Origin of the sequence: Indolivaga capnocytophagoides DSM 22835 (assembly GCF_000426485.1) — a bacterium.
GTDB lineage: Bacteria > Bacteroidota > Bacteroidia > Bacteroidales > Dysgonomonadaceae > Dysgonomonas_A > Dysgonomonas_A capnocytophagoides.
On sequence record NZ_AUFL01000018.1, the window covers coordinates 60636 to 84709 of the forward strand.

The following is a 24074-nucleotide window of genomic DNA, read 5'->3' on the forward strand; positions in this document are numbered from 1 at the left end:
TCAATCTATTATTTCGAAACCCGTATAAGGCACTAAAGCCTTTGGAATATGAATACCATCGGGCTTTTGATTATTTTCCAATAAAGCGGCAACAATACGGGGCAATGCCAAGGCACTACCATTAAGAGTGTGCACAAGTTGTGTTTTTTTGTCAGATGTACGATAACGGCATTTCAGTCTGTTTGCCTGATAGCTTTCAAAATTAGAAACAGAACTTACTTCGAGCCATCTTTTCTGAGCTGCCGAATATACTTCAAAATCATATGTAAGGGCAGACGTGAAACTCATATCACCTCCACACAAACGAAGTATACGCCAAGGCAGTTCCAACTCTGTAACCAATGATTCAACATGAGCGATCATCTCTTTCAATGATTCGTATGAATGCTCAGGTGTATCAATCCTTACAATTTCGACCTTGTCGAACTGATGCAGACGGTTAAGCCCCCTTACATCTTTTCCATAAGAACCTGCTTCGCGGCGGAAACAAGCCGAATAGGCAGTATTTTTAATAGGAAGCTCTTTTTCTTCCAAAATAGTATCCCTGTAAATATTGGTAACCGGAACCTCAGCTGTAGGAATCAAGTAAAGATCGTCTGCTGTAGCATGATACATCTGACCTTCTTTATCGGGCAGCTGTCCTGTACCATAACCCGATGCAGCATTCACTACATATGGAGGCTGCACTTCAAGATATCCGGCATCACGTGCTTTATCTAAGAAAAAATTGATCAGGGCACGTTGCAACCGGGCTCCTTTTCCTTTATATACAGGAAATCCGGCACCGGAAATCTTAACGCCCAATTCAAAGTCAATCAAATCATACTTTTTAGCCAAGTCCCAGTGAGGCAAAGCGTCTTCACTCAAACCGGGAGCCTCTCCTCCGGTCTTCACCTCTATATTGTCTTCCGCAGCACGCCCTTCGGGTACGATATCTGCAGGAAGATTAGGCATCAATACCAACATTTCCTGTAATTCGCGCTCCGAATCTTTTAGCGTACCTTCCAACATCTGAATACGGACTTTCACTTCCTGAACAAATAAACGCTGGCTTTCGGCTTCCTCTTTTTTGCCGTCTTTCATTAATGCGCCAATACTTTTAGACTTCGAGTTAACTTCCGACAACAGACCGTCTAATTCCGACTGGGTTTCTTTACGTCTTTTATCTTCATCCAAAACTTTGTAAACTAACTCTTTTGCATCAAAATGCTTTTTGGCCAGTTTCAGAATAACCTCTTCAGGGTTATCATTAATTGTCTTCAGTGTTAACATCTTTTCTATAAATTAAGGTCTCAGACCTACTTATTGGTTTTATCAACATTATGCACCATTCTGTATATAGTGCTTCTTTACTCCACAAAGGTATAAATATTTTAAATCTTTTTTTGATGTATTCTCAGAATAAGTACAAGAATCAGCATATAAAGATATATTTCAATTAACACGTTCATTAATAGAACAGCAAGAGGCTACACCCCACTCTATCCCCCCTGTGTCTCACATTTCTTTTTTCCAAATTGTTTTTCAACTACTTAACATAAAAAGGTAACAAAAGTCACACGCTTTGTCTTCACTTTGGGAATGATACTTTTACCCCTCTGGCCACTAAAGGGGATTTAGCAGACACAAGAAAAAACCTCTTCAGGGGTTTGAGGTCATTCTTCAAAAAGGTTACAAAGGTTTCACCGAAATCACACTTTTTCTTTTGTTACTTTTTCTTTTAAGATTCGAATTATACACATCTGCAAGACTCGATATAAGAACTTTATGTATAGATAAATTTATTTTGAGTTTTTTTCAGAATATATATTTATTGCTTCCATCTGATATAAGCTACTTTTTTCTTACTTTTACAGGCTTTAATTTTACCGGACTATGTACATCCGGCTCTTTTCATTTTTAAATCAGTATAAGACAAACACTTGCTCTGATTGTCTTTAAAAACATATAAACTTTTGGGATGCGGATACTTATATATTTAGTTCTTTTTTTCACTTCTTGTGTCGCATATGCGCAACCGTCTTCGGACAAATTAATCCGCAAAGGGGTCAGTTTACATGACAGAGGCAGATACAACGATGCCATCAGTTATTATCAACAAGCATTAAAAGCAAATCCGTCCTCGATGTCCGCCACATACGAAATGTCTCTTTCGTACCTGATGCTTAAAGATTACGACAATGCCCTAAAATATAGCACCAAAGTTATTAACGGTAATTTTAAACCCCTGCTGATAGATGCATATTGTGTAAAAAGTTCGGCTCTCTCCGAAATGAATAAACAGGATCAGGCAATCAAACTATTGAATGAAGCTCTTGAAAGATGTGGAGATGAATACCTTCTTCATTATAATTTAGGACTAAGTTATTTTAAAGCAAAAAATCTGAAACTTTCGATATTCCATTTACAGAAAGCAATAGAAATAGACACAACCCACCCGAGTGCATTTTTATTATATGCGTACGTCCTCAGCGATTCAGAAAGATGGGTGCAAAGTTTTCTTGCATTCCATTTTTTCCTGCTATTGGAACCAAACACCGACCGATCAAAAGATGCTTTTGGCGAAATGTATGACATTATCTCTCAGAAGATCCCCAACGGATCTACTCTGCTCACACCCGAAGACGGAATAGATCGCCAGAAATTATATGACCAATTACGGAATATACAACCAAAGGTAGATGATCAACGTTTCCAATATGCTTTTTACGAACAAGCATCACGTCAAATATTTTTCACTTTGGGACAAATGCAGGACGACTCACGCAAAGGTCTTCTTTGGGACTTTTTCGTTCCCATCTATTCCGAAATATTAGAATCAGGATATTTCGATACCTATTGCCGTTATGTGAGCGTCTCCTATTTTCCGGTTTCACTCGAATGGTGGAACAACAATACAACCAAAGTAGACGGATTTATATCGTGGTTCGAAGACGGACAAGGCTCAACTGCGGATGACGATGACTTCGGTGATGATTCGGATTTATAAATTCTTTTTATAAATTTACGGAATGAATGAAGATGCCGAATACGAACTTATAAAGCGATTACAAAATCCGAATGAGCAAAAAAGCGCATTTGCAGATCTTGTAAAAACATTCAGCGAACAATTGTATTGGCAAATACGGAAAATGGTATTATCACACGATGACGCCAACGATATCCTACAAAATACCCTCATAAAAGTTTGGACAAACCTCGATTCTTTCAGGGGGGACTCTAAGCTTGTGACATGGCTATACAGAATAGCAATCAACGAAAGTATTACTTTTATCAATAAACAACGGCAACAACAAAATATCCCGTTAGACGATGACGATACATTTTTATTATCGAAACTCGAGGCGGATTCTTATTTCGATGGAGACGAAGCTCAGGTAAAATTACAGAAAGCAATACTAACCCTACCTGAAAAACAGCGTATAGTCTTTAACATGAAATATTTTGATGATATAAAATACGAAGACATGTCTTTAATTCTCGACACCTCTGTCGGGGCTTTAAAAGCGTCATATCACCATGCCGTGAAAAAAATTGAAGATTTTTTATCATCACCGGATTAAACCTTTTCAGGTTAGTTTAGTCTTTATATAAGCAACGAAAAGTATTCAATATCAAATTGCAAAAGAATCGATTACCAATTGTTGCATTTACGGTTAAAAAGTCAAAAAAGGTCTGAGACCTTTAATACTCTAGAATAAAGGAGGAGATATGCTTAACGATACAAATAAAAAAAATCCGTTTAAAGTTCCCGAAAATTATTTCGAAAACTTTAATCTCGAGATGATGGACAAGCTTCCTGAAAAGAACAAACAGGTAAAAAAAATTCCGTTATGGAAAACCATCACCAAATGGTCGGCTGCGGCTGCCATATTGGCTGCTGTTTCTTTGGTAGGTATAAATTACAACGAATCTTCTCAGAAAAAAGCGATCGAACAAGAAGAAAAAACGGCAGCTCTCGAAAACGACTATTATCAGTTTATCGAAGATGAAGCTACTCTTCTTGCTTATAAGGACTCTTTTTACGAATGAATCAATTGATAAAATAAAGTATATCATTAAGTATATGCTTTTTACTTAAGATATCAAACACACCAGTCATGAAATCAAAAAATACAATATTATTACTGTTATTCTCTCTATGCTTTATATCTCAGACATTTGCACAGAAGAGATCTTTTGATATTGACGCTTTTAAACAAAAAAAAGCTGAATTTATCATCCAGAAAGTAGGATTGACCGATGCTGAAGTCAAAGCGTTTATCCCTTTGACAAACGAATTGATGGACAAACGTTTCGAAATAAACCGGGAGGTGAGAAAAAACGCCCGTGAAATCAGAAAAAAAGACAATAAAACAAATGCCGACTACGAACGCATGATCAATGAAGCGGCTGATGTAAAGCTCAAAGAAGCTCAATTAGACAAAGAATATCTACAGAAATTCAAACAAGTTCTTTCCGCCGAGAAAATATACAAATATCAGCAGGCTGAAGCTGAATTCATGAAACAAATGATTGATAAAAGGCGGAATCACAATTAGAAACATAGAGAAGTTATAAAACCGAATATACAAAACAGGAATAGGCGATAAGCTTATTCCTGTTTTACGTTTATGGACAAAACGGTCTACTCCTTAAATTAAACCATTGGCACGGACTTTGTGTTATAACAATCAGCGGTATCAGTAAAATAAGTAACGGACTTTGATTGTTTCACCTATCAAAGTAATAAACAGAACTGAGACCTTACTTGAATGATATACATGTAAATTTGAAATATAAAACAATGAATAAAGGAATAACATCCAAAATACTAGATTGGGCTTACAACAAGGCTTTAACCGGATTCAGCGGTACTGAATCCGCATACTCGCTTGCCCATAACTATATCAATACTCCGGGAACATTGGAGAAGAAAGTAGACAGGCTCATAAAATGGCAGGTCACCAAGTCTGCCACCAGCGGATTTATTACAGGATTCGGGGGACTGATGATGATGCCGTTTTCCGTTCCGGCCAACATTGCCAGTGTCATATATATACAAATACGAATGATAGCAGCAATAGCCCATATGGGAGGTCACGACCTGCAAAGCGACAGGGTCAAATCGATGATCTATATCTGTATGGCCGGTAACGGAGCCAAGGAATTAGCCAAAGAAGCCAGCGTAAAAGCAGGAGAAAAAGCTCTGAGAAATATCTCTCAGAAAGCGACAGGCCGGATAGCCGAATCCATAGGGAGCAAAGGGCTGACTAAAATAACCAAAGCGATCCCTTTCATGGGTGGTGTTATCGGAGCATCATTCGATGCCGTAACAACCAAAATAGCCGGAGATATTGCTAAAAAAACATTTATTAATAACAACAATATTGATGTCTACTATAAAAGAGACTCGATTAATTTGTAATTTTTTTTACCTTTGCTTATCTAGAGTCTGCTTAAATTTTACAGATGAGCTTTAAGCAGACTCCTAACGTAGTCAATAAGCAGGTCTAAGACCTTAATATAAGAAAGAGCCAATATATGCTATTAACAAGTTCATTGGAGAAATTGGGACAATATGTCCTTCTGATGCGAAAAGTATTTACCCGCCCTCAAAAGTGGCGAATATTCTTCAATCAGTTAGTAAAAGAAATAAATAAGCTGGGAGTCGATTCTATAAGCATCGTTATCATTATCTCTTTCTTTATCGGAGCGGTAATCGTTATCCAGATCGCTTTGAATATATCAAGTCCGCTCCTACCCCGATACACAGTAGGTTTCACATCCCGTGAAATTATTCTTCTGGAATTTTCATCAACAATCATGTGTTTGATACTAACAGGTAAAGTCGGATCGAATATTTCTTCAGAAATCGGAACAATGCGTGTCACCGAACAAATTGATGCCCTTGAAATAATGGGTGTCAATTCAGCCAGCTACCTTATACTGCCAAAAACAATCGGATTGATGGTATTCATTCCGGTATTAGTAGTGTTAAGTATGTTTTTCGGTATTATCGGAGGGTTTGCCGTATGTTATCTCACACATGCTGTTACAATAGTAGACTTTGAGTTTGGACTTCAATCCTTCTTCAAGGAATTCTATATTTGGTACGCCATTATGAAAACCATATTTTTCGCTTTCTTAATTTCATCCATATCGGCATATTATGGTTATTATGCCAAAGGAGGTTCGCTTGATGTAGGGAAAGCCAGTACAAATGCTGTGGTAATAACCAGTATTTTAATACTGATTTCGGATTTAATAATCACTGATTTAATGATGGGATGATAGAAGTACGCAACTTAATAAAATCGTTCGAAGGACGTGACGTGCTCAAAGGTGTGAGCATGATATTCGAAGAAGGAAAAACAAACCTCATCATAGGACGAAGCGGTTCGGGAAAGACCGTATTGCTCAAAAATCTGGTCGGACTAATGAGACCTACCAGCGGAGCTATACTTTACGATGGACGAGATCTGACTCGACTATCAACCAATCAGATGAAACTTCTCCGACAAGAAATGGGTATGATATTTCAGGGATCGGCATTGTTTGATGCAATGACTGTTTTCGAGAATGTCTACTTCCCTCTTGACATGTTTTCGGATATGTCGAGAAGCGAAAAAAAAGCCCGTGCACAATTCTGTCTTGACAGGGTAAACCTTTCGGATGCAGGAAATCTGTATCCTTCTGAGATCAGTGGAGGTATGATGAAACGTGCCGCAATAGCACGAGCAATAGCTTTAAATCCCAAATACTTATATTGCGATGAACCCAATTCGGGACTGGACCCGCAAACATCACTGGTGATAGATCAACTGATTCACGAAATCACAACAGAATTCAAAATCACAACTATCATAAACACCCACGATATGAATTCGGTAATGAATATCGGTGAGAAAATTTTCTTTATAAAAGAAGGAAATCTCGAATGGGAAGGGACAAATCAGGATATTCTTATGGCAGATAATGAAGCTCTCAATGACTTTGTATTTGCATCCGACCTGTTCAAAAAGGTTAAGGAGGTTGAGATTAAAGAAATTAAAGAACAAGAATAAATTCTTTTTTCAAATATATTCTATTTAGCTTACTCATGAAAGTTGTATCATATAATGTCAATGGTATTCGCTCGGCTGCGAGCAAAGGTTTATTCGATTGGTTAGAAATTTCATTGCCCGATGTGGTTTGCCTTCAGGAACTAAAAGCACAGGAAGATCAAATAGACACAAAAACGCTGGAAGAAATCGGTTATTCTTCTTACTTTTTCCATGCAGCAAAGAAGAAAGGATACAGTGGCGTAGGATTACTATCTAAAACAAAACCCGATTTTGTGCAGATAGGAATGGGAATTCCCAAATACGATGATGAAGGACGGGTAATCCGTGCCGACTTTGGCCCCATCACAATTATATGCGTATATATACCGTCGGGAACTACCGGCGATGCCCGTCAAGCTTATAAAATGGAGTTTCTGTCAGATTTTGCCCAATATATTGCAGAACTCAGACAAGAACGCAAAGAGGTTTTGATCTGTGGAGACTATAACATCTGTCACAAAGCTATTGATATAAACAATCCGGATAAACATACTACGATGTCGGGATTTCTACCCGAAGAACGTGAATGGTTCGACCAATTTGTAGCCACCGGACTCATCGATACATTCCGTGTATTTGACAAAAGCCCCGAAAGATATACATGGTGGAGTTTCAGAGCCAGATCAAAGGGAAAAAATCTGGGATGGCGTATAGACTACCATCTTCTATCGGAAGAAGCACGCCGCAGGTTGAAAAGTGCATCTATATTCCGTGAAATAGAATACTCCGATCATTGTCCGGTAAGAGTAGAATTAGACATGAGCATCTAAAAATTATAAAAGCATGATATTGCATTAAATACATGCAATCATTTATATCTATCCTTAATAGAGGTATTATAGTAAAACTTTTTGCTATTTTCGTTGTTTTAAATCACGAATAAACTGTTTTAAGGAATAAATTCGTTTCTTGAGAGTTGACTCTTCTTGAAATGAGAGCCGGATGAGTCCGGATTTATTCATCAAAATTTAATAAAGTATAATGGCTAAATTATTAAGCATAAAAAACCTACATGCAAATGTAGAAGGAAAAGAAATATTAAGAGGGCTTGACCTTGAAGTTAATGAAGGAGAAATCCATGCAATCATGGGTCCCAACGGAGCAGGAAAAAGTACGCTTGCATCCGTGCTTGTAGGTAACCCTAATTTTGAAGTAACCGAAGGAGAAGTTGATTTTCAAGGCAAAGACCTGCTAGATCTTGATCCCGAAGAAAGAGCTTGCGAAGGTCTGTTTTTAAGCTTCCAATATCCGGTGGAAATTCCCGGTGTAAGTATGGTCAATTTCATGCGTACCGCAGTAAACGAAACACGAAAACACAAAGGATTAGAACCGATTCCGGCATCTGATTTTCTGAAATTGATGAAGGAAAGACGTGAACTTGTAGAATTGGACAGCACACTCGCCAGCCGTTCGGTAAACGAAGGTTTTTCGGGGGGAGAAAAGAAACGCAACGAAATATTCCAGATGGCAATGCTTGATCCGAAATTAGCGATATTGGACGAAACCGATTCGGGATTGGATATAGATGCTTTACGTATTGTTGCGGCAGGTGTAAATAAATTGAGACGCAAAGACAATGCAACCATTGTAATTACTCACTATCAGAGATTGCTTGATTATATAAAACCCGATTTCGTACATGTTCTGTACAAGGGGCGTATAGTAAAAAGCGCAGGTCCCGAATTGGCTCTTGAACTTGAAGAAAAAGGCTATGACTGGATCATAAAAGAATTTAAAGACTAGAGTCGCAGACACTTTTATTACTTAGGTAGTCATAATAAGTAACTGTAAGCATTTAATGATATACATCTGAATTATGACAGTCTTTGATTGTTATACCTGACAAAGTAATAAAAAAGCCTGAAACCTTAATATATTTCATAAACTCAAATAATCAATGATAGAAACTCAATATATAGACCTATTTACCCAACATCGGGATCTCATTGACAGTAAGTCAGCCAATGTGCTGAACAGTCAGCGGGATAAAGCTCTTGAGGTATTCAAAAAAATAGGTTTTCCAAATCGGCAGCTCGAAGATTTTCAGTATTCCGATGTGGCAAATGAATTCATTCCTGACTTCGGTATAAATATCAACCGTTTTCCGGTAAAAGTAGATCCTTACCAAACATATAAATGCAACGTTCCGGAACTGGCCACCAATCTGTTTTTCTTATTGAATGACGGCTTTCACGGAACAAACCTTCCCAAAATGAATTTTCCCGCAGGAGTATTCATCGGAAGTTTAAATGATTTTGCAGAACAGCATACAGATATTTGTGCCAAGTATTACGGTAAAATAACCAAATTGGAAAAGAACGGTGTTGCTGCTTTCAATACCATGTTTGCTCAGGATGGTTTTGTGGTATACGTTCCGGACAATACAGTCATAGAACAGCCTATCCAATTGATAAATATTCTTACTGCCAATGCCGATTATTTGGTAAACCGAAGAATACTCATTATCGCAGGTAAAAATGCACAGGTAAAAATGCTTGCCTGTGACCATACTGTTACCTCAGGTAAATTTTTGGTAACCCAGGTAACTGAAATATATGCCGATGATAATGCGCATGTGGAATTTTACGAATTAGAAGAAAATTCGAATAATGTTTCACGCCATGCATCCACTTTCGTCAAACAAGAGAAAAGCTCTACCACCCTGCTAAATAATATTACTCTTAACTGTGGCTTTACACGAAATAACTACAATGTAATATTGAACGGCGAACATTCCGAAGCACAGGTGGCAGGAGTAGTTATTTCGGATAAAGAACAACATGTGGACAACTTCGTATTTATGGATCATGCGAAACCTCATTGCGAAAGTACCCAGTTGTTTAAATATGTATTACAGGATCATTCGACCGGTGTATTTTGCGGACGTATCCTAGTTGAAAAAGACGCTCAGAAAACAATGGCATATCAGACAAATAATAATTTGTGCGCATCACCGGACTCACGCATGCATTCAAAACCTCAATTAGAGATTTATGCGGATGATGTTAAATGCTCACACGGACTTACTACCGGACAACTAGATGAAGATGCTTTATTCTATCTGAGAGCCAGAGGTATTGCTAAAGCCGATGCCGAATTATTATTGATGCAGGCATTTACCGCTGATGTATTACGTCTGATACATATCGACGAATTGAGAACACGTCTTGAAGAATTGGTCGAGAAGCGTTTCCGGGGACAGGATGCCCGATGCGGAAACTGCGAAATATGCAAATAAGGTCACAGACCATTTATAACTTTGGTCTGTAATGCAGACAAAGCTAGTTATGATTGAAAATCATATCATCAACTTCAATCAGTTACTTATATGTCTTTAGATATAACTAAAATAAGAAAGGACTTCCCTATACTCTCAACCGAAGTATACGGGAAGTCTCTCGTATATTTTGATAACGGGGCTACAACACAAAAGCCTCAATGCGTTATTGATAAAATAACCGAAATATACTCAACCGTCAATGCCAACATACACAGAGGTGTTCATCATCTGAGTCAGGAAGCAACCAAATTGACCGAAAATGCCCGTAAGATTGTTCAACAATTTATCAATGCGAAACATAGTCACGAGATTATTTTCACTAAAGGTACAACCGAAAGCATTAATCTTGTGGCAAGTAGCTTCTGCCGTCAGTTTTGTAAAGAAGGCGACGAAATCATTGTCAGCGAAATGGAACACCATTCCAATATTGTTCCCTGGCAGATACAGGAAGATATATCCGCAGTAAATCTGAAAGTAATCCCGATCAATGACAAAGGAGAGATTATAATAGAAGAGTTCGAGAAACTAATCACACCAAAAACACGATTGGTATCAGTAACTTATGTTTCGAATGTAATGGGAGTCATAAATCCCGTTGAAAAGGTAATAGAGATCGCACATAAACACAATATTCCTGTTTTGATAGATGCAGCACAAGCCGTTCAGCACATCGAAATAGATGTACAGAAACTTGACTGCGATTTACTGGTCTTTTCGGGTCATAAAATCTATGGGCCTACAGGAACAGGTGTTTTATACGGTAAAGAAGATTTATTGAATCAATTACCTCCGTATCAGGGAGGTGGTGAAATGATCGGCAAAGTATCTTTCGCTAAAACCACGTTTAACGAATTGCCTTTCAAATTCGAAGCAGGAACACCCAACTATGTCGATTTCATAGCTTTGGGTACAGCTTTAGAATATGTACAGTCTCTAGGATTGAATAATATTAAGGCTTACGAAGACGAACTTCTGGAATATGCAACTAAGCGTCTGCTCGAAATAGAAGGTTTAAAAATATTCGGGACATCCAAGCACAAGAGTGCTGTTATTTCATTCTTAGTCAAAGGTATTCATCATTACGACATGGGCATGTTACTTGATAAAATGGGTATCGCCGTGCGTACCGGACACCATTGTGCTGAACCTCTCATGGATGTACTTGGCATAGAAGGAACCGTAAGAGCCTCTCTGGTGTTCTACAATACAAAAGAAGAGATCGACAGATTAGTAGAAGGAGTAAAACGCGTTGTATCAATGTTCGGATAAAACAGATAAACAGTTCCTCCCCCACTTTCAGCGGCTCAACAAACATAACAGCAACAGGTATTTATTGCTTCAAAATGCAACATTTAATACTCTCTGCTACTTAATTGCGACTATTTATGAATAAACGACATAAATAGTCGTTTATTATTTAAATCAACAGACCTTTTTGCTACTATTCTTAGTAAAACACATCAATACTGCTATAACTTTATCGTAATCTTAAACACATTATTTGAGTTATTTATTAAATTTGCATACAATAAGGTCTCAGACCTCTTGTTATACTATCGAGTATAAGGTTGTGCATGATAAGATCCATTGTGTAGATATTATCCAATTTATTATAATTCATTATGTCGAGATATTTTTTTATCTGTATTGCATTCATTAGTGTTCATCTATCCGCGCAAGTCAAAAGTGACATTTATCCCATCGCATTCTATAATTTAGAAAATCTGTTCGACACCAATCGGGATAATAATATACAAGACGAAGATTTTACTCCACAAGGGAAATACCAATGGACTGAGGATAAATATAATAAAAAGCTGAATAATCTGGCGGATGTGATTTCACAGCTGGGACGCCAACAAAACAAAGATGGCTTTGCCATACTCGGAGTAGCAGAAGTAGAAAACCGTAAAGTAATGGAAGACCTTATTCTGAAAACAAAACTTTCGGAAACCAAATATCAGATTGTACATCAGGATTCGCCCGATGCCAGAGGAATTGATGTCGGCATGATCTATAATCCCAAATATTTCAAAGTAAAAACGTATCGCACTTATCCGTTTACACTCCCCGGAAATAATAACATCCGTACACGTGACATACTTGTAGTCAGCGGACTATTAGCAGGTGAGCCTATCTCCATTCTGGTCAATCACTGGCCATCTAGACGAGGCGAAGACTCGTCTCCTTTACGCGAACGTGCCGGATCAATATGCAAACATATCAGTGATTCTATCTATAACGAAAATCCCAAAACAGCAATTGTTATTATGGGAGATATGAATGACGATCCGAAAGATAAGAGTACCAGTATCGCCCTCGGTGCAAAAAAAGAAATGAATCAAGTAAAAGAAGGAGGTCTATTCAATACCTTGTGGAAAACGCATGAAAGCGGACGAGGCACACTCTGCTACAGAGGAGAATGGAACTTATTTGATCAGATTATCATCTCTCAAAGTTTACTAAAATCAGGGAAAAGTAATCTCAATTATATTAAATCGGAGATTTTCACCCGTGATTACATGTTTCAGCAATCAGGTAAGTATAAAAGCTACCCGCTCAGAACTCTTTCGGGAAATACTTTTCTGAACGGTTACAGTGATCACTTTCCCACCCTCATCTACATAGGGAAAGCGGAAAAACAGTAAATATATTATTAAACACATGCGTGTAAGGCATATGACTAATTATTTAATTTATCTTTAAGGTCGAAGACCTGTTTTGCATATATTATTTATCAAATGCCTTTGGTCACTTAAAATAACAAATAGGTCGATGACCTTAATTTTCAAAAAAGATCCTTATGAACAGTGTAAACAACCTAAAGTATCGCCTTATCATAATGAACTTCCTGCAATTTTTCGTGTGGGGAGCATGGCTTATCTCTCTGGGTGGGTATTTAGGTGCAGAACTCCATTTCGAAGGAGGACAAATAGGGGCAATATTTGCAACTATGGGAATCGCTTCGCTAATTATGCCCGGATTAACAGGTATTATTGCCGATAAATGGGTTAACGCCGAACGGTTGTACGGTATATGTCACCTGCTGGGAGCCGCATTTTTGATATATGCATCAACAGCAACAACTTACGAACATATGCACTGGGCTATGTTACTTAACTTAATGGTGTATATGCCCACACTATCATTAACGAATACCGTTTCGTATAATGCTCTCGAAAAAGCAAAAATGGATATCGTAAAAGATTTCCCGCCGATCAGGGTATGGGGTACAGTCGGCTTTATCTGTGCCATGTGGACAGTAGACCTTACAGGATTCAAACACAGCAACATGCAATTATATGTAGCCGCATGTGCCGCTCTCCTATTAGGAATGTATGCCTTTACACTCCCTAAATGTCCTCCGGCAAAAACAGAAAACAAGACAGTGCTATCATCATTCGGTCTGGATGCATTAGTACTCTTCAAGAAAAAAAGAATGGCTATATTCTTTTTCTTTTCCATGCTTTTAGGTGCAGCCTTACAAATCACAAATACATACGGAGATTTATTCCTCAGCAGTTTCAGGGATATACCCGAATATGCAGATTCTTTCGGGGTGAAGCACTCGGTCATTCTTCTATCTATATCTCAGATTTCCGAAACATTATTTATCCTTGCAATACCATTTATACTCCGCTCTTTCGGTATTAAAACGGTTATGCTCATGAGTATGGCTGCATGGGTACTCAGGTTTGCGTTATTCGGATTAGGTAATCCGGGAGACGGTCTTATCTTATTCATACTGTCCATGATAGTTTACGGAATGGCATTTGATTTCTTTAATATATCGGGATCGCTGTTTGTAGAAAAAGAAGCCGACAGCAAAATCAGAGCCAGTGCACAAGGATTATTCTTCATGATGACAAACGGTCTTGGAGCCATAATCGGAGGATATGCCAGCGGTGCTGTTGTTGATTATTTTTCGGAATACGCATCTACCGGACAGGTTCTTAGCAGAGACTGGACAAGCATTTGGTATTGTTTTGCCGGATATGCTTTAGTTATTGCTGTATTATTCGTATTTTCGTTCAAATCAAAACCGGAGAAAACCGAATTGAAAGAAACACTAAATCAAGCATAATTAATGTCAACGGGCAAACTATTTATAATACCCACACCTGTAGGCAATCTCGAAGACATGACTTTCAGAGCAATACGCCTGCTGAAAGAAGTCGATTTGATATTGGCGGAGGATACACGTACAACCAGCTTTTTGCTGAAGCACTTCGAGATTGTAAACAAAATGCAGTCTTATCATAAGTTCAATGAACATAAAGCGATATCACATATTGTAGACAGGCTGAATAGTGGCGAAAATATAGCATTGGTTTCTGATGCGGGTACTCCCGGTATTTCTGATCCCGGATTCCTCATCAGCCGTGAGTGTATCAAAGCTGGAATTGAAGTAGAATGCCTTCCGGGTGCTACAGCTTTCGTACCTGCACTGGTAAGTTCGGGTATCCCTTGTGATAAATTCTATTTCGAAGGGTTCCTGCCGCAAAAAAAAGGACGCATGACACGTCTTCAGGCATTAGCGGAAATTACGACTACTATTGTTTTATATGAATCACCTTACAGGGTTGTCAAAACGTTTACCCAGTTGGCTGAATATCTGGGGGAAGACAGACAAGCGGCCGCCTGTAGAGAAATATCAAAACTGCACGAAGAGACTGTTCGTGGGACTTTGAGGGAACTCATCACACACTTTACGGAGAAAGACCCCAGAGGTGAATTTGTCCTAATTATTGCAGGAAAAGATGAATAAATAAAAAAATCAGTACGTCATTAAATAAAAAAAATTAATTTTGCTCCATACCCTCAAAACATATATTGAGTATTGGATGTTAATTAGAGAAAGTCAAAAAAGTATATATTATGAAAAAAGTAATTTTAGGATGTCTTTGTATTGGTATTTTAGCATCATGTAATGTTAAGAATTCGGATGAGTATAAAGCACTGCAGGCCGAAAGAGATTCCTTATTACAAGTGTCGGGTAAAGATCAGACTGATATTTCGGAACTTATGTCTATTATAAATGAAGTTGAAAACAATTTCAGCCAAATTAAAGAAGCCGAAAAATATCTGACTGTGCAATCCAAAACAAAAGGAGAACTGTCTAACGATACTAAAACCCGTATCACTGATAATTTCCAGATGATCAATGAAATTTTGAAAAAGAATAAAGCTGACATTGATAATCTGAATAAGAAATTGAAAAATGCAGGAGGTCAGGCCAGTCAATTAAAACAAACTGTAGACCGCTTGACAGCAGAACTCGAACAACGCAGCGCTTCTATAATAGAACTGCGTGACGCATTGGCTTCGAGAGATGCCCAGATAGCATCTTTGACAGGAGCTGTTGAACAATTGAATTCTAATGTTCAGGATTTATCAAGCCAAAATGTAGAACAGGCTGCTAAAATCAAAGAACAAGAGAAAGCCCTGAATACAGGATATTACATCTTCGGAACTTCTAAAGAACTTAAAGAAGCTAAAGTGGTTAGCGGAGGTTTCCTTTCTTCAAACAAAATATTGAAAGAATCTATTGATAAATCTATCTTTATCAAAATAGATATCCGTGATGTAAAAGAGATACCAGTATATGCCAAAAAGGCTAAGGTGCTGTCAGATCAGCCAAAAGACAGCTATACTATTATCAAAGACGCTAATAATCAGGCTGTGATTAAGATCAATGATTACAAACGTTTCTGGAGCCTTGGTCAATTCCTTGTTATTCAAGTTGATTGATCGGTAAGTTTCAAATAAAAAATATACAGACACTGGTAAGATTTACTCTTATCAGTGTTTGTTTTTAAGGTCTGAGACCTTTTTTATTACTTTATAAATATTATTTAATATTTCCGTTATTTACTCTAAAATGAAATATACTACTCTATTCTTTGATCTCGACGACACGATCTTAGATACTGTCCAAAATAGTAAGGATGCTCTGCAAGAACTTTATACCGATTATAAATTTGATAACTATTTTTCTGATTTCAATAGTTTCTATTCGAAATATCAGACTATCAATCTACATCTTTGGGATTTATACGAGCAAAACCAAATAGAGAAAGACCGCTTAATGAGCGAACGGTTTGCTAAAACACTCGAAGAGTACAAGAGTATAAACAAAGATGAATCCCTCGAAATCAATTACGATTTTATGGGTAGAGTCTCTAACAGAAAGAATATCATCAACGGGGCAATAGAAATATTGGATTACCTACAGCCAAAATACAAAATGTATGTTGTTTCGAACGGATTTACTGAAGTTCAAGACAAAAAAATATGCAATGCAGGTGTCGGAAATTATTTTAAGAAAGTAATCTTATCGGATCATGTAGGAAAGAACAAGCCACACCCCATCATATTCAATTACGCTCTGCAAGAAGCCGGTGTATCATCATCCGACTGCATTATGATTGGAGATAACATCAAAACAGATATAATAGGAGCTAAAAACAGTGGTATAGATCAGGTCTGGTTCAATCCGAAAGGATTAAAAGATAACGACAACATATCGCCCAATTATACAATAGAATCATTAGATCAGTTACGGGATATATTATAAAGATAAAGGCCTCAGGCCTTTTTATATACTTACTTTATGGAAATAGCTGTAAACGGCATCACACTTCATTATGAAAAGAAAGGTAACGGAGCACCGCTTATCCTTCTTCACGGTAACGGCGAAGACCATCATATCTTTGATAAACTTATCGAAAAGCTAGCTCCATATTACACAGTCTATGCAATAGACAGCAGGAATCATGGACTAAGTACTAAAACGGACAACTTCAGCTATTCATTTATGGCTGATGATATCATCGCATTTATCCATAATTTGAAAATTTGCGAACCTTCGGTATTGGGATTCAGCGATGGTGCGATAATCAGTTTATTGGTAGCTTTACAACATAAAGACATTTTTAATAAGCTGATCTTATCCGGAGTAAACCTTAAACCCTCGGATTTTAAAGACGAAAATCTGGCTTGGTTAAACGAAGAATACACACAAACAGGAGATCCTCTTTTGAAACTTATGCTGGAAGAACCCAATATAAAGCTGGACTCACTCAAGCAGATAACAAATAAGGCTTTAGTTGTGGGAGGAGAAAATGACCTTTTTAATGATCATTTATTCTCAGATATTACAGCAACTATGCCTGATGCATCACTCTTGATTATGAAAGGATATGACCACGCCGGATACATTGTAGATCAAGATATTCTGTATCCTTACATTAAAGAGTTTTTAACATGAATATAGAAGAATTCCGCGAATATTGTCTTTCTAAAACAGGGGCTAGTGAATCTTTTCCCTTCAAACAAGACATTCTGGTCTTCAAGGTAATGGAGAAGATGTTTGCCTACGGGACATTATCTCCTAAAGACGATAAAATAAGGATGAATATGAAATGTAATCCTATACAATCAGAAGAATTAAGAGACAAGTACAATGGGATTCAACGGGGAGACCATACTCGAGGCCTCACATGGAACAGTGTGTATATAGACAGTGACGTTCCGGATACTCTGATAAAACAATTGATAGACATTTCACTGGAAGAAGTCATAAAAAAGCTCTCAAAGAAAAAACAAGTGGAATATTATAACATAAAACAAAAAGGTCAAAGATAGGGTCTCATACCTTTTTATTACTATTTTAGTAAACGAATTTACGAGTGAAGATGTTGTTGTAGATTTCCAGTTTGTTTTCTATACGCATAATACGGTCATTAAATACTTACTATTACTTATATAATCATGAGACTAGGAGGACGAAGAACCAGTGATAACGTAGAAGACCGCAGAGGAAGAGGAGGCGGAGGTAAAACCACTCTTGGAATAGGAGGTGTTATTATTGTTGGAATTATTGTATGGCTGATGGGTGGCAATCCGATGGATGTCGTAACACAACAATTGAGCAATCTAAACAACACCGAGACCGACCATACACCCACTGCGGAAGAAGAGCAGGCGGCAACGTTTGCCAAAACCATACTTGCCGGATCTGAAGATGTATGGAAAGAAATATTCTCTAAACACGGAATGACATATGTACCTCCACGCATGGTTTTATTTACGAATGCAACAGAGTCGGGCTGCGGAAATGCTTCTGCTTCAACGGGACCGTTCTACTGCCCTGCCGACCAAACTTTATATATCGACCTATCATTTTTCAATGAAATGGAAAACCAGCTCAAAGCCGGTGGCGATTTTGCTTATGCTTACGTAATCGCTCATGAGGTCGGACATCATGTACAATACCTGCTCGGAACTTTGGACAAAGTGCATGAGCAGCAACAAAAATTAAGTCAAAAGGAAGCCAATAAGTTAAATGTAAGATTAGAACTTCAAGCCGATTATTATGCCGGTGTATGGGCATATCACGATAATAAGAATTTCAAATCACTGGAGGACGGAGACATTGAAGAAGGTTTAAATGCTGCATCCCAGATCGGTGATGACCGATTACAAATGCAGGCTCAGGGATATACCGTGCCTGATTCATTCAATCACGGCACATCTGCTCAGCGCAACCGCTGGCTGAAAAAGGGTCTGGAAACAGGCGATATAACAGAAGGTGACACATTCTCGATTCCTTATTCGGAACTGTAAGTAACCGCAAGTATTAATGACGTATTTTTAAGTGATAACAGACTATTGCTGTTATGCTTGCAAAGTCACGAAATAGGGCTGAGACCTTAATAAAGAAATGATAAACAAAATACCCCTATGAAAAACATCTTTAAATACGTGTTATCATTGATCATCTTCTTTATAGCAACAAACATAAGCTGTAGCCAAGAGACAGTCTATACATCCGCAGAGGTTATGCCACAATATCCCGGTGGAGAAAATGAAATGATGAAGTATTTTACGACAATAAAATATCCTAAAATATCGGTCGAAAATTCAATAAATAGCCGAGTAATAGCCCGTTTTATAATCACAAAGGAAGGAAAAATAAGAAATATTGAAATATTAAAATCCTTAAATAAAGAGTTTGATACTGAATTCGTGAAATTTATTCAGGCTATGCCGGACTGGATTCCGGCAAAACAAAACGGACAAAATGTCAGCTGCTACTATACAATACCTATGACTATTCATTTTCAGAGATAATTTTATCAAACAATGCTTAATAATTTATACACAATGAAATACTCTATCAGTTTTTTTATCTTCATCTTATGTATCTCGGCATGCTCTAATGCTCAAAATATAAGTAATTCCGAACCTTGCCCTCAAGGTCTAAACCTGATCCCATTATATGGAGATGGCAAAATTGAAAAGTGCTCGCAGCAAAAAGAGTCTGATGAAAGATTCCTTAAATATTGTGATAGTACTTTTCCTTCGCGAAAAGAAGCAGCAACCGCCTATGTAGAAATGGCATGGAAATATGCAGAACAAAATGATCGGGATAATGCAACCAAAAGATTTAATCAGGCTTGGCTCTTGGATAAATCAAACGCCGATGTGTATTGGGGATTGGGAATTGTGCAAGGAAGTAAGGAACAATACGATGAAGCCGAAATATTATTTAGAAAATCGCTGGATATAAACCCTAAGAATGAGAAGGTATGGTATTGCGTGTCCATAAATCTAAAAGAACAGCATACTAATGATGATACTCCCGAATTAAAAAAACAAAGAATAGAATATCTACAAAAGGCCATTGATCTGAATCCAAATTTCTATCCGGCAATCCAATTATTAAAATCTGAAAATAGCGAGGAAGACTCTTCGATCAAATCAATAAAACGTCAGGGTAAAAAAGAAACAGTAGAATATAACGATGGCAGCAGTATTGTTATAAGCCGACCTTAATCAGACTTCTTCAAAGGTTCGAACCCTTTAATTTTTTTTTATCTATACCTAAAGCGCTCTTTGATTTGATGTACTGCATTTCTGGTAAGCTTTTATCAGAAAAAGGATACTCCTCAAAAAGTGAAGTTTTGGTGTAACCTTTGTCACCTTTTCAGAAAATAAAAAATTAATAATAAAGGATAAAAAATTAAAATTGATAACTGATTATTATTTATTCATTATTGCACATAGACCTTGTTACTTTTGTCACCTTTTTCGCTAAACTGACAACTGTTTACTGATTTCTGTTACCTTTTCCGATAATGAATTTAAAATACAAAAATAAAAAAGCACCCCAAATAACTTGGAATGCCTTAGATTATATCTCAAAAGTTGATCAGTTTATTTTTTGCGATTTGCGTAACGAGTCATGAACTTATCAACACGTCCTGCAGTATCTACAAGTTTTTGTTTACCTGTGTAGAAAGGGTGAGATGCACTAGTGATTTCTAGTTTTACTAGAGGATAAGTAACACCATCTACTTCTATTGTTTCTCTGGCATTGATAGTTGAGCGAGAGATAAATATTTCATCGTTTGACATATCTTTGAAAACAACAGGACGATAGTTTTCTGGATGTATTCCCTTTTTCATTTCTTATATTGTTATTTGATTATATGCTACAGTATTCTTATTTCGGATGGCAAAGATAACCCTTTTTTTAATTAAAAAAAATATTGTCTTTGAATTTTTTCTATTTAAATACCACTAGCAAAGCTCTTTTATTTCTTAATTTTGTTTTGAGGTTAATATTTAAGGTGTAATTGAGGTTTGTTTCTGGTAAAGGATACAAATTTTAGTGCAACTTACTATTTTTATACTCAGAAAACAAATGGTTAAGACCCAAAATACAAAAAATATGTTGAAACAAATTATCAGTATGTCAGTATCTGCCCTATTATTAGCAGGCTGCTCAAATAAAAGCACAACTCAGGCAGCTAAATCCGAACCCGATCTAAATCAAATGTATATGCTCGTAGGCACTTATACATCGGGCGAAAGCAAGGGGATCTATGTTTATAAGCTTGATACAGTTACCGGAACTTCCTCTTATGTAAGTGAAATACATGTAGACAACCCCTCCTATCTGACTCTCGATCCGTCAGAGAAATATGTGTATGCCGTAACAGAAGATGAAGGAGAAACATCTGCAGCCAATGCTTTTTCATTTGACAAGAAGGACGGAAAACTCACCTTTATCAATAAACAATTAACCGGAGGGGGTGCTCCGTGCTATATCAATATTGATCAAACAGGAAAACATGTTGTTACTGCCAATTACTTAGGAGGAAGCATTACAGCCTTTACAGTAGATGATAAAGGCGGATTAAACCCATCACCCAAAGTAATATCGTTTACCGGGAAGGGAATTGATAAAGACAGGCAGGCACAACCCCATTTGCATTGTGTGCAGTTTTCGCCAGATTATAAATATTTGTTCGCGGATGATCTGGGTACTGACAAAATACATAAGTTTGACGTTAATGCTACCGGTAAAGAATTTCTGACTACAGGTTCACCGGAATCATTTTCAATTAAAGCAGGCTCCGGTCCTCGACATCTGGTCTTTCATCCAAACGGCAAGTATGCTTATCTTATTACTGAATTATCAGGAGATGTAGTTGTATTTGATTACAATAATACCAATGGAGATCTAGCAGAAAAACAGACAGTAAAAGCAGACAGCCTAGATGCTAAAGGTAGTGCAGATATACATATATCACCGGATGGAAAATTCGTATATGCGTCTAATCGCTTGAGAGGCGATGGCATAGCGATATTTTCGGTCAACCAAAATGATGGAACTTTAACAAAAACAGGATATCAGGATACAGGTATACATCCGCGAAACTTTGCATTAACTCCGAATGGAAAACTTCTGTTAGTAGCCAATAGAGACAGCGACAGAATACAGGTATTTAAGGTTGATCAGCAAACCGGACTTCTAGAAAACACTGGGTTCGACATTCAACTCGATATGCCCGTATGTATAAAATTCGCATCTATGAATTGACATATAAAAAAAGCAGAAAGGGAGCTTTTCCTATCCAAAAGAAAGCTTCCTTTTCAAAAAAGATTTAAACTCTATATCTTTTATTATTATATTTGTATCGATAGCTGGTTTGCATCTAAATATACACTGTCGAAGAACATTAGATTATCTCATTGTATGAAAAAGCTTGTTCATTGCATTTTATTATTCATTTTTTGTTTCTCATTTTCATTTTCGGGTAAAGCAAATAAAAACTCTGAATTACTAGTGCCACGAAAACGAATACTTATCAGTGATTCACTTTTGATTACAGATAAAATGCATACCGATACCGCATTCGTTTACCGTAGAGGAGCAAACGGACTTATAGAAATGCCTCCGATTCAGTGGACACCATTTCCATACAATGTAAGCTTTAGAGACACAGTTATTTATAATCCGGCATACCTACCTGTTATTTTTGATGGAAAAATATTACCATCTAATTTAGACTTTATCAACAAGCAACAGCCCAATACGGCTACTCAGCTTCACTTAATCCCTGAAGATAGCACCTTGGCTCCTATGCTAAAAAAAGCTGACGACATTCAAAGATTACGAAGAGATTTCTACACCAATATGAATAACATAGAAAGTGTAAGATATAACGCTTTTACGTTAAAAAAACTACCCAGAATAGATACTGAAGAAGTTACTAAACGAAACGTTCTCCATGATCTTATTACTGCGGACGATGCTATAAGTGTAGAACCTGTTGAATTAACGAAAATAGCTCCGAAATTTATATTTTGGACATATAGTGGAGAGCATAATTTTCAAGTAGCTCAAAATTTTGTTTCTGACAATTGGTACAAATCGGGAGATAATACTTTCAGTGTAATTAACCAACACAAACTTACCTTAAACTATAAAAAGGATAAAACATCTTTTTCGAATACTTTCGAGTGGCGATTAACTGCAATGAAGAATCAAGGAGACAAACAGCATGATTTTATCTATAATGAAGACTTAATTCGTTTAGAGAATACATTCGGGTACAAAGCTTTTAATAATTGGGAATACACAGCTAAGCTAGAAAGTCAAACTCAAATATTCGATAGCTATCCCGTCAATTCTGATAAAATAAGTACAGCCTTTTTATCTCCTCTTATCATGAACTTTGGACTCGGTATGAAGTTCTCTAAAGAGAAAAAATTCGAGAGTGATAAATATAAAGTCTTAAAGTTCTCGGTCAATTTGGCTCCAGTTTCCATTAACTATATCTACATAAGTAATGATAGTATAACGAAACGACAAGGGGTTGCAGCTGATAAAACCGAAAAATTTGAACTTGGTACAACGATCAATTCTGATTTCTCTTTCTCTTTCAATAGATTTACATCCTTATCTACTAGATTTAAGTACTTTACAAATTACGAATATGCCTCAATGGAGTTCGAAAACAAACTTAATATGCAGATAAACAGATACTTTTCTACAATCATCACCATGTATTGGAGATTTGATGATAATGAAAATAGTGTAAAAGAAAAAAGGTTGGGTTATTTTCAATTAAATCAGGCTTTAAGTTTTGGTCTATCTTACAAATGGTGATAGTAAATCCACCTGTAAACCAGATCAATAAACAGATCTATCATTTTTTTATTTAAAATAAATCCAGAATAATTTGGAAGGTAAAGAAAAAAGCGTACCTTTGCAATCGAAATATCGCGGGATGGAGCAGTTGGTAGCTCGTTGGGCTCATAACCCAAAGGTCATCGGTTCGAGTCCGGTTCCCGCAACACAGAAAGCAATCGAAATTCGATTGCTTTTTTATTAGCGACAAATCCTCTGCTAA

The 24074-nt window shown here is 37.1% G+C and carries 25 protein-coding genes and 1 tRNA gene; 24 read left to right on the forward strand and 2 right to left on the reverse strand.

What is annotated here, in order from left to right; translation table 11 throughout:
• Positions 1 to 1272, reverse strand: coding sequence for a serine--tRNA ligase (gene serS, locus K322_RS0110775; RefSeq protein ID WP_026626903.1), 1272 nt, complete (start codon positions 1270 to 1272; stop codon positions 1 to 3).
• A 688-nt stretch (positions 1273 to 1960) separates the two neighbouring features.
• Between serS and K322_RS0110780 the strand changes: the two genes are divergently transcribed.
• The 21 genes from K322_RS0110780 to K322_RS20320 all read left to right on the forward strand — a co-directional run bounded on the left by K322_RS0110780 (position 1961) and on the right by K322_RS20320 (position 20205).
• A complete protein-coding gene (locus tag K322_RS0110780; protein ID WP_026626904.1) occupies positions 1961 to 2989 on the forward strand; it encodes a tetratricopeptide repeat protein in 1029 nt (342 codons plus the stop codon).
• A gap of 22 nt (positions 2990 to 3011) precedes the next feature.
• Entirely contained in the window at positions 3012 to 3563 is a 552-nt protein-coding gene (locus K322_RS0110785; RefSeq protein ID WP_026626905.1) for an RNA polymerase sigma factor, read from the forward strand.
• Between the two features lie 148 nt (positions 3564 to 3711).
• Positions 3712 to 4032, forward strand: coding sequence for a hypothetical protein (locus tag K322_RS19200; protein ID WP_051290758.1), 321 nt, complete (start codon positions 3712 to 3714; stop codon positions 4030 to 4032).
• Between the two features lie 68 nt (positions 4033 to 4100).
• Complete coding sequence (locus K322_RS0110795; protein WP_051290759.1) at positions 4101 to 4541, forward strand: hypothetical protein; 441 nt, start codon at positions 4101 to 4103, stop codon at positions 4539 to 4541.
• Positions 4542 to 4786: 245 nt separating this feature from the next.
• Positions 4787 to 5407: an EcsC family protein gene (locus tag K322_RS19205; RefSeq protein WP_035331923.1), complete on the forward strand. Its 621-nt coding sequence runs from the start codon at positions 4787 to 4789 to the stop codon at positions 5405 to 5407.
• Between the two features lie 116 nt (positions 5408 to 5523).
• Positions 5524 to 6273 carry an MlaE family ABC transporter permease gene (locus K322_RS0110805; protein WP_026626907.1) on the forward strand — a complete coding sequence of 250 codons (750 nt, stop codon included), beginning with the start codon at positions 5524 to 5526 and terminating at the stop codon, positions 6271 to 6273.
• On the forward strand, positions 6270 to 7046 hold the full coding sequence (locus tag K322_RS0110810; RefSeq protein WP_026626908.1) for an ABC transporter ATP-binding protein: 777 nt from the start codon (positions 6270 to 6272) through the stop codon (positions 7044 to 7046). The genes K322_RS0110805 and K322_RS0110810 overlap by 4 nt, the downstream gene beginning before the upstream one ends.
• A gap of 35 nt (positions 7047 to 7081) precedes the next feature.
• A complete protein-coding gene (locus K322_RS0110815) occupies positions 7082 to 7855 on the forward strand; it encodes an exodeoxyribonuclease III (protein ID WP_026626909.1) in 774 nt (257 codons plus the stop codon).
• Positions 7856 to 8066: 211 nt separating this feature from the next.
• Positions 8067 to 8828 carry a Fe-S cluster assembly ATPase SufC gene (gene sufC / locus K322_RS0110820; protein ID WP_026626910.1) on the forward strand — a complete coding sequence of 254 codons (762 nt, stop codon included), beginning with the start codon at positions 8067 to 8069 and terminating at the stop codon, positions 8826 to 8828.
• Positions 8829 to 8982: 154 nt separating this feature from the next.
• Positions 8983 to 10323: a Fe-S cluster assembly protein SufD gene (sufD, locus tag K322_RS0110825; RefSeq protein WP_026626911.1), complete on the forward strand. Its 1341-nt coding sequence runs from the start codon at positions 8983 to 8985 to the stop codon at positions 10321 to 10323.
• A 90-nt stretch (positions 10324 to 10413) separates the two neighbouring features.
• On the forward strand, positions 10414 to 11634 hold the full coding sequence (locus K322_RS0110830) for an aminotransferase class V-fold PLP-dependent enzyme (RefSeq protein ID WP_026626912.1): 1221 nt from the start codon (positions 10414 to 10416) through the stop codon (positions 11632 to 11634).
• A 353-nt stretch (positions 11635 to 11987) separates the two neighbouring features.
• On the forward strand, positions 11988 to 13013 hold the full coding sequence (locus tag K322_RS0110835; RefSeq protein WP_185095087.1) for an endonuclease/exonuclease/phosphatase family protein: 1026 nt from the start codon (positions 11988 to 11990) through the stop codon (positions 13011 to 13013).
• A 155-nt stretch (positions 13014 to 13168) separates the two neighbouring features.
• Positions 13169 to 14449, forward strand: a complete 1281-nt coding sequence (locus K322_RS0110840; protein ID WP_035331909.1) for a nucleoside permease — start codon at positions 13169 to 13171, stop codon at positions 14447 to 14449.
• A 3-nt stretch (positions 14450 to 14452) separates the two neighbouring features.
• Positions 14453 to 15133, forward strand: coding sequence for a 16S rRNA (cytidine(1402)-2'-O)-methyltransferase (rsmI, locus tag K322_RS0110845; RefSeq protein ID WP_026626915.1), 681 nt, complete (start codon positions 14453 to 14455; stop codon positions 15131 to 15133).
• A gap of 110 nt (positions 15134 to 15243) precedes the next feature.
• Positions 15244 to 16116, forward strand: coding sequence for a Cbp1 family collagen-binding glycoprotein adhesin (locus K322_RS0110850; protein WP_026626916.1), 873 nt, complete (start codon positions 15244 to 15246; stop codon positions 16114 to 16116).
• A gap of 130 nt (positions 16117 to 16246) precedes the next feature.
• The gene (locus tag K322_RS0110855) at positions 16247 to 16942 is read left to right on the forward strand and encodes a YjjG family noncanonical pyrimidine nucleotidase (RefSeq protein WP_026626917.1); all 696 of its coding nucleotides are present in this window, start codon (positions 16247 to 16249) and stop codon (positions 16940 to 16942) included.
• A 36-nt stretch (positions 16943 to 16978) separates the two neighbouring features.
• The gene (locus K322_RS0110860) at positions 16979 to 17635 is read left to right on the forward strand and encodes an alpha/beta fold hydrolase (RefSeq protein WP_026626918.1); all 657 of its coding nucleotides are present in this window, start codon (positions 16979 to 16981) and stop codon (positions 17633 to 17635) included.
• A complete protein-coding gene (locus K322_RS0110865; RefSeq protein ID WP_026626919.1) occupies positions 17632 to 18012 on the forward strand; it encodes an MmcQ/YjbR family DNA-binding protein in 381 nt (126 codons plus the stop codon). The genes K322_RS0110860 and K322_RS0110865 overlap by 4 nt, the downstream gene beginning before the upstream one ends.
• 126 nt (positions 18013 to 18138) lie before the next feature.
• A complete protein-coding gene (gene ypfJ, locus K322_RS0110870) occupies positions 18139 to 18993 on the forward strand; it encodes a KPN_02809 family neutral zinc metallopeptidase (RefSeq protein WP_026626920.1) in 855 nt (284 codons plus the stop codon).
• A 117-nt stretch (positions 18994 to 19110) separates the two neighbouring features.
• Entirely contained in the window at positions 19111 to 19500 is a 390-nt protein-coding gene (locus K322_RS0110875; protein WP_026626921.1) for an energy transducer TonB, read from the forward strand.
• A 33-nt stretch (positions 19501 to 19533) separates the two neighbouring features.
• The gene (locus K322_RS20320) at positions 19534 to 20205 is read left to right on the forward strand and encodes a tetratricopeptide repeat protein (RefSeq protein WP_026626922.1); all 672 of its coding nucleotides are present in this window, start codon (positions 19534 to 19536) and stop codon (positions 20203 to 20205) included.
• A 381-nt stretch (positions 20206 to 20586) separates the two neighbouring features.
• On the opposite strand, the gene K322_RS0110885 is transcribed toward K322_RS20320, so the two are convergent.
• Positions 20587 to 20838: a type B 50S ribosomal protein L31 gene (locus K322_RS0110885; RefSeq protein WP_026626923.1), complete on the reverse strand. Its 252-nt coding sequence runs from the start codon at positions 20836 to 20838 to the stop codon at positions 20587 to 20589.
• A gap of 265 nt (positions 20839 to 21103) precedes the next feature.
• Here K322_RS0110885 and K322_RS0110890 point away from each other — a divergent pair, with 265 nt between their 5' ends.
• From K322_RS0110890 to K322_RS0110900, 3 genes are all read left to right on the forward strand, one after another.
• Positions 21104 to 22258: a lactonase family protein gene (locus K322_RS0110890; RefSeq protein ID WP_260203792.1), complete on the forward strand. Its 1155-nt coding sequence runs from the start codon at positions 21104 to 21106 to the stop codon at positions 22256 to 22258.
• A gap of 156 nt (positions 22259 to 22414) precedes the next feature.
• A complete protein-coding gene (locus K322_RS0110895; protein WP_084158565.1) occupies positions 22415 to 23830 on the forward strand; it encodes a DUF3078 domain-containing protein in 1416 nt (471 codons plus the stop codon).
• Positions 23831 to 23945: 115 nt separating this feature from the next.
• Positions 23946 to 24018: transfer RNA gene (locus K322_RS0110900), tRNA-Met, on the forward strand.
• Positions 24019 to 24074: the final 56 nt, after the last annotated feature.

Excerpts from the sequence above, each read along its gene's own strand:
- ypfJ (WP_026626920.1), top strand. The coding sequence starts at position 18,139 with ATGAGACTAGGAGGACGAAGAACCAGTGATAACGTAGAAGACCGCAGA.
- K322_RS0110795 (WP_051290759.1), top strand. The coding sequence starts at position 4,101 with ATGAAATCAAAAAATACAATATTATTACTGTTATTCTCTCTATGCTTT.
- K322_RS0110815 (WP_026626909.1), top strand. The coding sequence starts at position 7,082 with ATGAAAGTTGTATCATATAATGTCAATGGTATTCGCTCGGCTGCGAGC.
- K322_RS0110840 (WP_035331909.1), top strand. The coding sequence starts at position 13,169 with ATGAACAGTGTAAACAACCTAAAGTATCGCCTTATCATAATGAACTTC.
- K322_RS19205 (WP_035331923.1), top strand. The coding sequence starts at position 4,787 with ATGAATAAAGGAATAACATCCAAAATACTAGATTGGGCTTACAACAAG.
- sufC (WP_026626910.1), top strand. The coding sequence starts at position 8,067 with ATGGCTAAATTATTAAGCATAAAAAACCTACATGCAAATGTAGAAGGA.
- K322_RS0110890 (WP_260203792.1), top strand. The coding sequence starts at position 21,104 with ATGTTGAAACAAATTATCAGTATGTCAGTATCTGCCCTATTATTAGCA.
- K322_RS0110855 (WP_026626917.1), top strand. The coding sequence starts at position 16,247 with ATGAAATATACTACTCTATTCTTTGATCTCGACGACACGATCTTAGAT.
- K322_RS0110810 (WP_026626908.1), top strand. The coding sequence starts at position 6,270 with ATGATAGAAGTACGCAACTTAATAAAATCGTTCGAAGGACGTGACGTG.
- K322_RS0110885 (WP_026626923.1), bottom strand. The coding sequence starts at position 20,838 with ATGAAAAAGGGAATACATCCAGAAAACTATCGTCCTGTTGTTTTCAAA.
- K322_RS19200 (WP_051290758.1), top strand. The coding sequence starts at position 3,712 with ATGCTTAACGATACAAATAAAAAAAATCCGTTTAAAGTTCCCGAAAAT.
- K322_RS0110805 (WP_026626907.1), top strand. The coding sequence starts at position 5,524 with ATGCTATTAACAAGTTCATTGGAGAAATTGGGACAATATGTCCTTCTG.
- K322_RS0110895 (WP_084158565.1), top strand. The coding sequence starts at position 22,415 with ATGAAAAAGCTTGTTCATTGCATTTTATTATTCATTTTTTGTTTCTCA.
- K322_RS0110780 (WP_026626904.1), top strand. The coding sequence starts at position 1,961 with ATGCGGATACTTATATATTTAGTTCTTTTTTTCACTTCTTGTGTCGCA.
- K322_RS0110785 (WP_026626905.1), top strand. The coding sequence starts at position 3,012 with ATGAATGAAGATGCCGAATACGAACTTATAAAGCGATTACAAAATCCG.
- sufD (WP_026626911.1), top strand. The coding sequence starts at position 8,983 with ATGATAGAAACTCAATATATAGACCTATTTACCCAACATCGGGATCTC.
- K322_RS0110875 (WP_026626921.1), top strand. The coding sequence starts at position 19,111 with ATGAAAAACATCTTTAAATACGTGTTATCATTGATCATCTTCTTTATA.
- K322_RS0110835 (WP_185095087.1), top strand. The coding sequence starts at position 11,988 with ATGTCGAGATATTTTTTTATCTGTATTGCATTCATTAGTGTTCATCTA.
- serS (WP_026626903.1), bottom strand. The coding sequence starts at position 1,272 with ATGTTAACACTGAAGACAATTAATGATAACCCTGAAGAGGTTATTCTG.
- rsmI (WP_026626915.1), top strand. The coding sequence starts at position 14,453 with ATGTCAACGGGCAAACTATTTATAATACCCACACCTGTAGGCAATCTC.
- K322_RS0110830 (WP_026626912.1), top strand. The coding sequence starts at position 10,414 with ATGTCTTTAGATATAACTAAAATAAGAAAGGACTTCCCTATACTCTCA.
- K322_RS0110860 (WP_026626918.1), top strand. The coding sequence starts at position 16,979 with ATGGAAATAGCTGTAAACGGCATCACACTTCATTATGAAAAGAAAGGT.
- K322_RS20320 (WP_026626922.1), top strand. The coding sequence starts at position 19,534 with ATGAAATACTCTATCAGTTTTTTTATCTTCATCTTATGTATCTCGGCA.
- K322_RS0110850 (WP_026626916.1), top strand. The coding sequence starts at position 15,244 with ATGAAAAAAGTAATTTTAGGATGTCTTTGTATTGGTATTTTAGCATCA.
- K322_RS0110865 (WP_026626919.1), top strand. The coding sequence starts at position 17,632 with ATGAATATAGAAGAATTCCGCGAATATTGTCTTTCTAAAACAGGGGCT.